7 protein-coding genes are annotated in these 11,601 nt (G+C 56.8%); 2 read left to right on the top strand and 5 right to left on the bottom strand.

The genetic code is table 11. The annotated features are described in order from the left end of the window. Window positions 1-13: 13 nt before the first annotated feature. Both AC3DKS_RS06165 and AC3DKS_RS06160 read right to left on the bottom strand, forming a co-directional pair. The gene (locus tag AC3DKS_RS06165; protein WP_272607605.1) at window positions 14-3,145 is read right to left on the bottom strand and encodes a TAT-variant-translocated molybdopterin oxidoreductase; all 3,132 of its coding nucleotides are present in this window, start codon (window positions 3,143-3,145) and stop codon (window positions 14-16) included. Between the two features lie 33 nt (window positions 3,146-3,178). Beyond that, entirely contained in the window at window positions 3,179-4,576 is a 1,398-nt protein-coding gene (locus AC3DKS_RS06160; protein WP_272607606.1) for a cytochrome c3 family protein, read from the bottom strand. A gap of 322 nt (window positions 4,577-4,898) precedes the next feature. On the opposite strand from AC3DKS_RS06160, the gene AC3DKS_RS06155 reads away from it, so the two are divergent. Beyond that, entirely contained in the window at window positions 4,899-5,267 is a 369-nt protein-coding gene (locus tag AC3DKS_RS06155; RefSeq protein WP_012813668.1) for an SPOR domain-containing protein, read from the top strand. 371 nt (window positions 5,268-5,638) lie between these two features. Here AC3DKS_RS06155 and infB read toward each other — a convergent pair whose 3' ends face one another. Genes infB through rimP form a run of 3 tightly spaced genes read right to left on the bottom strand, consistent with a single transcriptional unit; the run spans window position 5,639 to window position 10,050 of the window. Next, window positions 5,639-8,287: a translation initiation factor IF-2 gene (gene infB / locus AC3DKS_RS06150; protein WP_474731634.1), complete on the bottom strand. Its 2,649-nt coding sequence runs from the start codon at window positions 8,285-8,287 to the stop codon at window positions 5,639-5,641. 41 nt (window positions 8,288-8,328) lie between these two features. After that, window positions 8,329-9,561, bottom strand: a complete 1,233-nt coding sequence (gene nusA, locus AC3DKS_RS06145) for a transcription termination factor NusA (RefSeq protein ID WP_012813670.1) — start codon at window positions 9,559-9,561, stop codon at window positions 8,329-8,331. A gap of 15 nt (window positions 9,562-9,576) precedes the next feature. Then, window positions 9,577-10,050, bottom strand: a complete 474-nt coding sequence (rimP, locus tag AC3DKS_RS06140; RefSeq protein WP_272607608.1) for a ribosome assembly cofactor RimP — start codon at window positions 10,048-10,050, stop codon at window positions 9,577-9,579. A 193-nt stretch (window positions 10,051-10,243) separates the two neighbouring features. Between rimP and AC3DKS_RS06135 the strand changes: the two genes are divergently transcribed. Further along, complete coding sequence (locus AC3DKS_RS06135) at window positions 10,244-11,551, top strand: cation:proton antiporter domain-containing protein (RefSeq protein WP_272607609.1); 1,308 nt, start codon at window positions 10,244-10,246, stop codon at window positions 11,549-11,551. Window positions 11,552-11,601 lie beyond the last annotated feature (50 nt).

Below are 11,601 nucleotides of genomic sequence, written 5' to 3'. Positions count from 1 at the left end.
CGTTTCTTAAATTTTATGCTTCGTTGGTATTACGGACTTTGACCTGGTAAAATACATTGGGCCGGGTTCCCACATGCTCGAGCAGGTGGTACATCCGGTCGTCGGCGGCCAGTTTGGACACTTCGCTTTCCGCGTCGTTGATGTCGCCAAAGACGATGGCCCCGCTGCTGCAGGCATTCGAACAGGCGGTCTGGAATTCCTCGTCGGTAACGGGGCGTCCCTCGCGCTTGGCGTCCAGGATGGATTTCTGGGTCATCTGGATACACCAGGAGCACTTCTCCATCACCCCGCGGGAACGCACGTTCACATCCGGGTTCAGGACCATCTTGCCCAGGTCGTTATTCATGTGGTAGTCGAATTCCTCGTTATCGCTGTAGAGGAACCAGTTGAAACGGCGCACCTTGTACGGACAGTTGTTCGCACAATACCGGGTTCCCACGCAGCGGTTGTACGCCATGTGGTTGTGACCCTGGCGGCTGTGCGCGGTAGCTGCAACCGGGCAGACAGTTTCGCAGGGAGCGTGGTTACAGTGCTGGCACATCACCGGCTGGAAGGCCACCTGCGGGTTGGCCGCCGGGTCTTCCATCTCCTCGAAACCGGCCTTGGATTCCATGGCGCCGGATAATTCGTCTTTCTTAATATTGTCTCCCTCAAAGGTGTCTTCCGATGAGTAATACCGGTCGATCCGCAGCCAGTGCATGTCGCGGGAGCGGCGGATTTCCTGCTTCCCTACCACCGGCACGTTGTTCTCGGCGTGGCAGGCAATGACGCAGGCCCCGCAGCCCGTACAGGCATTCAGGTCGATGGACATGTTGAAATGGTGTCCGACCGAGCGGTCGAAGTGGTCCCAGAGGTCGACGCTTGTGGCGGGCACCTCCTGGTGGTTCAGGGACACTTGCGGCACATGGTTCCAGTGGGATGGATCTTCCGTGTTAAAAATTTCCAGGGTCGTCTCCTTGATGATGTCGCCCCGGCCCATCAGCGTATTGTGCAGCTGGATACAGGCAAATTCGTGCATGCCAGCAGCTTTCTCAACAGCTACTTCCTGGACGGAATCCATATTCTCGTACAGGGCAAAAGCGTTCACCCCGGTCTGCATCTCCGATTTCATCCCCACCTGCCTGCCGTATCCGAAGGACAGCCCAAGGGTGCCGGGAGCCTGGCCAGGCTGGATGATGACAGGGACGTTTTGCAGGGTGGCGCCATTTACCGTGAGGTTCACATAACTGCCGTCGAGGCCGCCATTTGCGACGTGTTCGTTGACCAGTCCGAGGTCCGCGGCATCCGCCTTGGATACAGTGACGTAATTATCCCAGCTCACCCGGGTGATCGGGTCGGGGAATTCCTGCAGCCAGGGGTTACCCGCCTGCCGGCCGTCTCCCATCCCCACCTTGGAATACAAGACGAGGCTCATGCCCCCGCCTGTGGCGGCGGCCAGTCGCTGGAGCGAGGAGGCAATCGGTACGACGCTGCTGACTTCGCCTTCCGGGGAAGCAGCTTCGGTTTCTTTATCGGTAGCAATTGCAGCGGCTGTTTCCGGGTCGGCCATCCCCATACCTCCCGGTGCGTAGACGCCGTCGTGCAAGGCCTGGTTCCAATCGCCGCCGGCGAGGATTCCCTCCTCCCAGGTCTGGGCGATATAGTCGTGCCATGTCTGTTCTGACCCCATCCAAACCAGCAGGCTCTGCTGGAACTGGCGGGTGTCGAACAGCTCCCGGATCACGGGCTGCATCAGGCTGTAATGTCCTTTCTTGAACTGTGCATCCCCCCAGGATTCCAGGTAATGGTTCGCCGCTGCCGTAAAGGTGCAGAGCTCGGTGGTTTCATTCCAGTTGGTGGAGAAAGATACCGACAGGTCTACTTGCTGCATGGCTTCTGCAAACCCGGCGGATGCAGGGAGGGAATAGGCCGGGTTCACCCCGTCCATGATCAGGGCGCCCACACGGCCGGCCTGCATATCGGCAATCAGCTGACGTACGGCAGCCGAATTCCCCTGGCGCACATAGCGCGGGGCATCGGGCTCAAAAGCTTCGCTGCCGAGCATTTCGTTGATGGACAGGGCCACGGATTGTGCATCCACATCGTCCAGTCCCGTGAGGACTACGGCGCGGCGCCGGTTCTTTGCAATCTGGCTAACCGCCCGGTCCAGGGCCCGGACCGCCGCTTCGGGCAGGTCTCCGGAAACACTGGTGCCATTGAGCTTGGCATACAGGTGGGCCAGGGCAACCTTCTGCTGGGCCGGGGTCAGGGGCACGCGTTGGTCCGCATTCGCCCCGGTCAGGCTCATATTCGATTCAAACTGTACGTGCCGGGACATCTTCCCGTCCTTGGGAATCCGGCCTTTAGCATACCCGCCGTCGTAGCCTCCACCCTGCCAGTCACCCAGGAAATCGGCGCCGAAGGAGATAATCAGGTCGGCCTTGGACAGGTCGTAATCCGCCAGGGCGCGTTCCCCGTATTTCGCCTCAAAGGCATTCAGCGCAGCATCCGAGCTGACAGCGTCGTAGGTGACGTGAACCGTTTCCGGGTAGGCTTCGGCAAACTCGGCTACGAGCTTTTCCGTAGACGGGCTCGCATAGGTCTGGGTCAGCAGGGCAATCTGCCGGCCGCTACCCTGCAAACTTCCCAGTTTGGCGCGGACGGCTGCATCGAGGCCATCCCAGGCAACATCCCCTTCCGCACTCCGGGGGCCTTGCAGGCGCGTACTGTCGTAGAGGGAAAGGACGGAAGCCTGGATCCGGGCATTCGAACTGCCCAGTACAGCGGCTTCCTTGTTGTTTTCTATTTTGATCGGGCGACCCTCCCGGGTTTTCACCAGGATGCTGGCAAAATCGTACCCGTCGGCAATCGTCGTGGCATAGTAATTGGCGACACCCGGGATGATCCGCTCGGGTTGCATCACGTAAGGGATGGACTTATGCACCGGCCCCTCGCAGGCCGCCAGGGAAGCCGCCGCCGTGCTGAAGCCGACATATTTCAGGAAGTCCCGACGGGAAGTCTGGCTCCCCGCCAGCTGCTCCTTGTCGCCCAGGAACGCATCCTCCGGGAGTTTCTCCGGGAATTCGTTTTGTTTCAGCTTCTCAACAATGGAATTGTCCGGGGAAAGTTCCGCCTCGCTCTTCCAATATTTCTTGTTTGATGCCATATGCGATCTGTCTAAACTGATTTGATCCTTAAATTAATAGTGGCACTTGCCGCATTCCAGGCCGCCCATCTGGGCCGCTGTAACCTGTTCCACACCATACTTCCTGGCAAGCTCCTCGTGAATTTTCTCGTAGTAGTCGTTCCCCTCCATACGGACGTTGGTCTCCCGGTGGCAGTTGATGCACCACCCCATAGTGAGCGGGGCATCCTGGTACATGATTTCCATTTCCTCCACGGGGCCGTGGCAGGTCTGGCACTGGATCTGACCCACTTCCACGTGCTGGGAGTGGTTAAAGTAGACGAAGTCCGGCAGGTTATGGATGCGGACCCACTCCACAGGCTGACTCTCGCCCGTATAGCTCTGGGTTTCCTCGTCCCAACCCACGGCGGCGTACAATTTCTTGATTTCGCCCGTGTAGAATTCGTTGGTATACCCCTTGGCCAGGTCTTCCGCAGACGGCCCTTCCGGGTTGCCCGTGTACTCGTAAATAGACTTGTGACAGTTCATGCACACATTCAGGGAAGGAATTCCAGAGTGCTTCGATTTCCGGGCGGAAGAGTGGCAGTACTTACATTCAATACCGTTATCCCCGGCGTGGATCTTGTGCGAGTAGTGGATGGGTTGGATGGGCTGGTAGCCCTGGTCCACGCCCACCTGCATCATCCAGCCGTAGGCAAAATAGGCAGCGCCGAGCATCAGGAAGATGACCGTTACCAGGACCAGGAACTGGTTCTGTGCAAAGGCTTTCCAGATAGGCGTCCCTTTTTGCGCCTTCTCCTTCTCGAGGACCACGCCGCTGGCTTCCGCAATACGGCGCAGCGTCTTGTTGACCAAAACGAGCATCACCACGAGGATCCCGAATACGAGTAACAGCGCCCCCAGCACCAAATCGTTGGACAGGCCGGAACCGGATCCTCCCCCGGCAGCCTGGCCGGCCGCTGGCGCTGCAGCTGTGGCAGGGGCGGGAGGCGGCGCCTCGGTGTATGCCAGGATATCCGCAATATCCTGATCGCTCAGGGTCGGGAAGGCCGTCATGGCCGCCTGGTTGTATTCCGCGTAAATTTCGTTGGCGTAGGCATCGCCGGAAGCAATCTTCCCGGCACTGTTCCGGATCCAGGAGTAGATCCACTCGCAGTCCAGGCCTTCCTCCTCGGTGAGGCGAACGGCGACGTTTGCCAGGGCCGGCCCCGTCATACGGCGGTCCAGGGCGTGGCACGCTGCGCAGTTCTGGTTAAACAATTGTTTTCCGTTGGCAGCATCCCCGGGGCCGCAGGGCCCTTCCTCCCCACCGGCTGCAGCCGAAGCCTCGGCTGCCGGCTCTTGGGCCGCCGCATCATCCTGGGCGGAAAGTGTAGGTGAAAAGAGCAGAGAAACTACTAAACAAAAACCAAAAATAGCAGGAAACGGATGGCGGTTCGGAACCTTTTTCATGTGTCGCTGTTCAATATTTTTTGAAGCCCGGTGAACACAGTCACCAAACTTGGCACGCTTTTGGCATTTATGTTCGCAATGGCCGTGGTTGCTGGCCTTGTGGTAGGAATCGGCTGGTTGAAAAACTCAAAAAATACTGCCAATTCAGACCGTTAAAATTGCGCCCAAATTGTCAGCAAAAATACGACATAGACTTTATTTTGGAAATCTTAAAGGTTTTATAATTTCTAATTTATAAAGGTTCTAAATAATGTATTTCAGTAGCTTAAAAAGCCGTAAAAAAGGTACCTTTAGCCTCACTAAAAGTCACACTTTCACCACTATGAGAAACCGGTTCGCCCCCCTGTTGATCCTCCTGATGTCAACTGCCGGGCTCTTTGCCCAAAGCGGCCGGGTCACTATCGAACAGGACCCGGAAATAGGCAGGTTGCTCGAAATCTACACCAAAAGCAACAGCGAGACGGATTTCTACACCATCCAAGTGGGTTTCGGCTCCTATTCCCTGGCCGAGGAACTCAAGGACGAAGTGGAGCAGGAATTTCCCCAGTGGACAGCCAAGATCGTATTTGATTCCCCCACCTACCGGGTGCAAGTGGGTCGATTCCGGGAGCGGCTTGAAGCCGAGCGCGAATTCCGGGAAGTCCGCAAGAAGTTTCCCGGGGCCCTGCTGCTAAGGCCTGGAGATCGGTAATTGATTTGAAGATTTGCCGATTTGAAAATTTGAAGATGAACAGGGGATAGGCGATTTCAAGCTGAGATTTGTTCTGCGCGCACACAAATATGTGATGATGAAGCCGGCGGTATAAAAATTAAGCTACTCCAAAATCCAGGAAATCGAACCCCCAGAAATAAAAAACCGGGGCCCTATGAGGACTCCCGGGTTCTTTTTTATTCGTTCGTTTACAAGCTAGCCCGGCGCACGCAGGCTCATCAATTTCCAGGCTATCTTCGAGATACCCGACACTGGAAATCCCAGTTATTTAACTCACCGAAATCGAGACGTTGCCTGGTTTTCAATTTGCTTAATCTTCAAATCGGCAAATCTTCAAATCTTCAAATTACCTACAGCGTCTTCTTCACCGCCACTTCCTGGAAGGCTTCCACGACATCGCCTTCCTTGATGTCGTTGTAGTTCTTGATCTGCAGGCCGCAGTCGTACCCTTTGGATACTTCCTTCACATCGTCCTTGAACCGCTTCAGGGAAGCGAGTTCGCCGGTGAAGATCACCACGCCGTCGCGGATCAGGCGGATATTCGAATTCCGGAACACCTTGCCGCTGGTAACCATACACCCGGCAATCGTCCCGATCTTGGAGATCTTGAACGTCTCGCGGATTTCGGCCGTACCGGTAACCTCCTCCTTGATCTCGGGGGAGAGCATCCCCTCCATGGCATCCTTGACGTCGTTGATGGCGTCGTAGATGATGGAGTACATCCGGATGTCGATTTCCTCCTTGTCGGCAACCTCCCGCGCGTTCCCCATGGGCCGTACGTTAAAGCCGATGATAATTGCGTCGGAAGCGGAGGCGAGCAGCACGTCCGATTCGGTAATCGCGCCCACGCCCTTGTGGATGATGTTGACCTGGATCTCGTCCGTAGACAATTTCTGGAAAGAATCCGACAGGGCTTCCACCGATCCGTCCACATCCCCTTTGAGGATGATGTTGAGTTCCTGGAAATCTCCGAGTGCAATCCGGCGCCCGATCTCGTCCAGGGTAATGTGCCGCTGGGTGCGCACGTTTTGTTCGCGCAGCAACTGGGAACGCTTGGAGGCAATCTGCTTCGCCTCGCGCTCGTCTTCCAGCACGTTGAATTTATCGCCGGCCTGGGGGGCGCCGTCCAGACCCAGAATGGATATGGGCGTTGAGGGGCCCGCGGACTTCACGTTCTTGCCGCGTTCGTCCTGCATCGCCTTCACCTTCCCGCTGCAGGTTCCCGCCAGGACATAGTCCCCGATGTGCAGGGTCCCGGCAGTCACCAGGACTGTGGAAACATAGCCGCGGCCCTTGTCCAGGAAGGCTTCCACCACGGTACCCGAAGCGAGTTTGTCCGGGTTGGCCTGAAGTTCGAGGAGTTCTGCCTCGAGCAATACTTTTTCCAGGAGCTCCTTAACCCCTTCCCCGGTCTTTGCCGAGATGTCGTGCGACTGGATCTTACCGCCCCAGTCTTCCACGAGCAGGTTCATGTTCGCCAGCCCTTCCTTGATCTTGTCCGGGTTGGCCGTGGGCTTGTCCACCTTGTTGATCGCAAAGACGATGGGTACCCCGGCGGCCTGAGCGTGGCTGATGGCTTCCTTGGTTTGCGGCATGATGTCGTCATCCGCAGCGATTACGATAATCGCGATGTCGGTTACCTGCGCACCCCGCGCCCGCATGGCCGTAAAGGCCTCGTGACCCGGCGTATCCAGGAAGGCAATTTTCTGCCCGTTCTCCAGGCTCACCCCGTAGGCCCCGATGTGCTGGGTAATCCCGCCACTCTCGCCGGCAATCACATTCTCCTCCCGGATATAGTCCAGCAGGGACGTCTTCCCGTGGTCCACGTGCCCCATAACGGTAACGATGGGTGCCCGCGGCTGCAGGTCTTCCGGTGCATCCTCCTCTTCTTCGATCGATTCTTCGATCTCGGCGGTTACGAATTCCACTTCATAGCCGAATTCCTCGGCCACGATGGTCAGGGTTTCCGCATCGAGCCGCTGGTTCATGGTCACCATGATGCCCAGAGACATACAGGCGGAAATAATATCCGTGGTGGAGACATCCATCATGGTAGCCACCTCGCCAACGGTGACGAATTCGGTTACCTTGAGGGTTTTGCTCTCCAGTTCCTGGGCCTCCAGGTCCTTCTCGGTCTGCTGGCGGTGCTGATCCCGCTTGTCGCGGCGGTATTTTGCGCCTTTTCCTTTTTTGGATTTCCCCTGCAGTTTCTCCAGGGTTTCCCGCACTTGCTTTTGCACTTCCTCCTCGGTAGGCTCTACCTTGTTGGCTGCAAAGCGCTGCTTCCGGCCACCCGCTTTCCCGCGGGCCCCGGAATCCGTTTTGCTGGTAATCCTCCGGCGGCGGCGTTTGCGGTCGCCGTCGTCCTTCTTCTCTTTCTTTTTCTTCTCGAACTGGGTCAGGTCGATCTTGTCCTTGATCTTGGGGCCCGAAAGCTTCTTGTACTCGGTCTCCATGACCTCGGGCTTTTCGGCAGCGGGTTTTTCAGCCGCCGGCTTTTCGGTAGCCGGGGTTTCAGCCACAGGCGCCTCGGCGGGTTTTTCAACCTCCTTGGGCGTCTCCTCAGCCGGCTTTTCCACCGGCTTCTCAGCGGCGGGCTCCTCTTTTTCAGTGGGCGCCCCCTGCTTTTTGGTCGCTTCCAGGTCGATTTTCCCCACCTGGGTGGGGCCGGCCAGATCGGCCTTGGCCCTGACGACTTCCGTCCGCGACTGGCGCTTTTCCCGCGCCAACCGCTTCTCTTCCTGTTCCTGTTCCAGTTGTTGACGAAGCGCTTCCTTCTCCTTCCGCTTCTCCTCCCCTACTTCCTTGGAGGCAACCTTTTTGCTCTTGTCCGAGCGGAACTCATCCAGCAAAACCTGGTATACTTCGCCGGAAATTTTGGTCGTAGGCCGGGCCTCTACCTCATGCCCCTGAGAGGCCAGGTAGTCCACCGCCCTGTCCAGCGATATATTGAGTTCTCTAAGGACTTTGTTAAGCCTTATGGTTGCGTTTTCTGCCATAGAAATCCTTCGTTCTTACAATAAAAGTGCTAATATATAGCTTAATCTTCAAATTCTTCTTTGAGGATCCGGATCACATCTAAAATGGTTTCCTCCTCCAGATCGGTGCGTTTTACCAGGTCTTCGACGTCCTGTTCGAGCACGGCACGGGCCGTGTCCAGGCCGATTTTACGCAGCTCCATGATAATCCACTCCTCAATCTCGTCGCGGAACTCGGTGAGCTCCACATCCTCTTCAACGCCCTCGCGGTACACGTCAATCTCATAACCGGTCAGCTGGCCGGCCAGGCGGATGTTGTGGCCCCCGCGGCCGATGGCCTTGGAGACTTCCTCCGGCTTCAGGTAAACCTGGGCCGTCATATTTTCATCGTTCAGTTTCACCTGGGTGACGCGGGCCGGGCTCAGGGACCGGGTGACCATCAGCTGCGGGTTATTCGTCCAGTTGATCACGTCGATGTTCTCGTTGCCCAACTCGCGGACAATCCCGTGGATACGGGAACCCTTCATTCCCACGCAAGCCCCAACCGGGTCAATCCGGTCGTCGTAGGAATCCACCGCCACCTTGGCCTTCTCGCCCGGGATCCGGACCGCCTTCTTGATGGTGATGAGCCCGTCGAAAACTTCGGGGATTTCCTGGTGGAAAAGCTGCTCGAGGAATTTAGGCGAGGTGCGCGACATGATGATCAACGGCTTGTTGCCCTTGAGCTCCACGCTTTCGATGATCCCGCGGACGTTGTCGCCCTTGCGGAAAAAATCGGAAGGGATCTGCTTTTCCTTGGGCATGATCAGTTCGTTGCCCTCATCGTCCAGCAGGATGATTGCCTTGTGGCGGATATGGTGTACCTCCGCGGTGTAAATTTCGCCTTCCAGGTCCTTGAACTGCTTGTAAATGGTGGTGTTGTCGTGTTCGTGGATCTTGGCGATCAGGTTCTGCCGCAGGGCCAGGATGGAGCGACGCCCCAGGTCGATGAGCTTCACTTCTTCCGACACGTCTTCCCCTACCTCAAAATCGGGCTCGATCTTGCGGGCTTCCGACAGGGAGATCTCCTCGTTGGGCTCTTCTACCTCCCCGTCCGGGACCACTACGCGGTTCCGCCAGATTTCGAGGTCCCCCTTATCGGGGTTGATGATGATGTCAAAATTGTCATCGGAGCCAAACTTGCGCTTCAAAGCCGCCCGGAATACCTCCTCCAGGATAGCCATAAGCGTTACCCGGTCAATGAACTTGTCGTCCTTGAACTCGGAGAATGATTCGATCAATGCGAGATTTTCCATTTTTTCAATCTGCCGTTAAAATTTTAAAACAACTTTTGCCTGTTCAATTTCGGAATGCGGAATGATTTCCTCCTTCCGAACGGTATGTTTCCCCTTGCCAACCGGCTTGGGCTCCCGCGCTTTCCAGCTCAGGGTGATGTCCTTCTCATCCGCTGCCGTCAGGGTGCCCTGCACTTCCTTCCCGGCCCGGCGCACGGCCAGCTTGCGGCCAATGTGCTTCCGGAACTGCCGGGGCATCAGCAAAGGCGCAGTAGCCCCGGCAGAACCGACTTCCAGTGAAAAATTGAATTCGTCTCTGTCCAGGGAGTGCTCCACGGCCCGGCTGATGTCCATACAATCCTGCAGGCTGATGCCTTCATCCCCGTCCAGGGTGATCTGGATGGACTGGTCCGGGTTTACTTTCAGTTCGATCAAGAACAATTCCGGCCGGGCCGCGAGGGCCTCTTCCAGCAGTTCGCTCACGCGCTTTTGCAGTCGATTGCCTTCCATGGTGCCGTCCTTCATTTACTTACTGGCAACAAAAGAGGGGACCGCTAGTCCCCTCATTGAATAACCATTTATTCTATAAGTGGTGCAAATATATGACTTTTTCTCTGATATACTAAAATGTTCCCACCTAAGTTTTAAGTATATAGGGCCGCCGAAATCCGGTATCTTTACCCTGCCAACCCATCCGAAGTCCATGGAACTTTTCACCTCCTACAACCTGATCATCGCCGCATCGGTCGTCCTGATCCTCTCCTTCTGGTTCAATGGCCTCGCCAGGCGCACGAGCATTCCCTCCGTCCTGATGCTCATCGTACTCGGGGTGGTGATACAATACAGCCTGCAGCTTTTCGGCGCCTCCCTGCCGGACCTCTTCGGGGCCCTTGAAGTACTCGGGATCGTCGGCCTCATTATGATTGTACTGGAAGCCGCCCTGGAACTCGAACTCCGGCGGGACAAGGTGTGGCCCATCCTCAAGGCCCTGTTTATCGCCCTGACGGGCCTGCTGGCCTCCACATGGGTGGCCGCCCTGATCCTCGAAGCCCTGGTGCCCGGCATGGACACCTCCTCGGCCTGGTTGTACGCCACCCCCCTGTCCATCCTCTCCAGCGCCATCATCATCCCAAGCGTCGGGGGCCTCTCGCCGGACAAGAAGGAATTCCACATATATGAAAGCACATTTTCGGACATCGCGGGGATCATCCTGTTCTATTTCCTGGCCGGTCAGCTGAACCCGGCCGAGGCGGTGGGGCCGGCGGGTTTCGCAGGGACCATCGTGCTCACCGTGGTGATCGCCCTGGCGGCCAGCTACGGGATTATCCTGATCTTCCAGGGGATTAAGAGCCAGGCAAAACAATTCCTGCTCATCGCCGTATTGCTCCTGCTCTACGCCATTGGCAAGAAGCTCCACCTGAGTTCGCTGATTATTATCCTGGTCTTCGGCCTGGTTATCGCCAATATGAAGTTGTTTTTCGCCGGTCCCCTGCGTAAACACCTCAACGAGGAGCGCGCCCGGCAAATCTACCACGAGCTGCACATCATCACCCTGGAGACCGCCTTTGTGGTGCGAACCTTCTTTTTTGTGGTCTTCGGGCTGACCATTGTGCTGTCTTCCCTGCTCAGTATCCGCGTTTTACTAATCAGCCTCCTGATCCTGGCGTCCATCTACGCCATCCGTTTTATACTGTTGCGGCCGTTCTTCGGCCGGGATTTCACCCCCCAGTTGTTTATCGCGCCCCGCGGCCTGATCACCGTACTCCTTTTCTACGCCATCCCGGCGGAGGCACAGGTGGCCGGCTTTGACCCCGGCATCCTGTTATTTATTATCATTGGCACCAGCCTGGTGATGACCTGGGCGATGATCCGGGATAAGAAGAAACCCGCCACGCTCCTGGACGAAATCGACGAGGAATACGACCTGCTGGACGAGGCGTATGATTCAGAACAGGCCTACGATGCAGAACGGGCCCACGATGCAGAACAAAGGGAGGAATCCGGCCGGTAGGACGATCCGCCGCCACTTGCCATATGGATTTTGACTGCCGCTACTTGGCG

Source organism: Robiginitalea sp., from assembly GCF_982776155.1.
This window is presented reverse-complemented; position numbering and strand designations above follow the sequence as displayed.

Bases quoted from the DNA above. Each gene is read 5' to 3' on its own strand.
- rimP (WP_272607608.1), bottom strand. From the start codon at position 10,050: ATGGAAGGCAATCGACTGCAAAAGCGCGTGAGCGAACTGCTGGAAGAG.
- AC3DKS_RS06135 (WP_272607609.1), top strand. From the start codon at position 10,244: ATGGAACTTTTCACCTCCTACAACCTGATCATCGCCGCATCGGTCGTC.
- AC3DKS_RS06160 (WP_272607606.1), bottom strand. From the start codon at position 4,576: ATGAAAAAGGTTCCGAACCGCCATCCGTTTCCTGCTATTTTTGGTTTT.
- infB (WP_474731634.1), bottom strand. From the start codon at position 8,287: ATGGCAGAAAACGCAACCATAAGGCTTAACAAAGTCCTTAGAGAACTC.
- nusA (WP_012813670.1), bottom strand. From the start codon at position 9,561: ATGGAAAATCTCGCATTGATCGAATCATTCTCCGAGTTCAAGGACGAC.
- AC3DKS_RS06155 (WP_012813668.1), top strand. From the start codon at position 4,899: ATGAGAAACCGGTTCGCCCCCCTGTTGATCCTCCTGATGTCAACTGCC.
- AC3DKS_RS06165 (WP_272607605.1), bottom strand. From the start codon at position 3,145: ATGGCATCAAACAAGAAATATTGGAAGAGCGAGGCGGAACTTTCCCCG.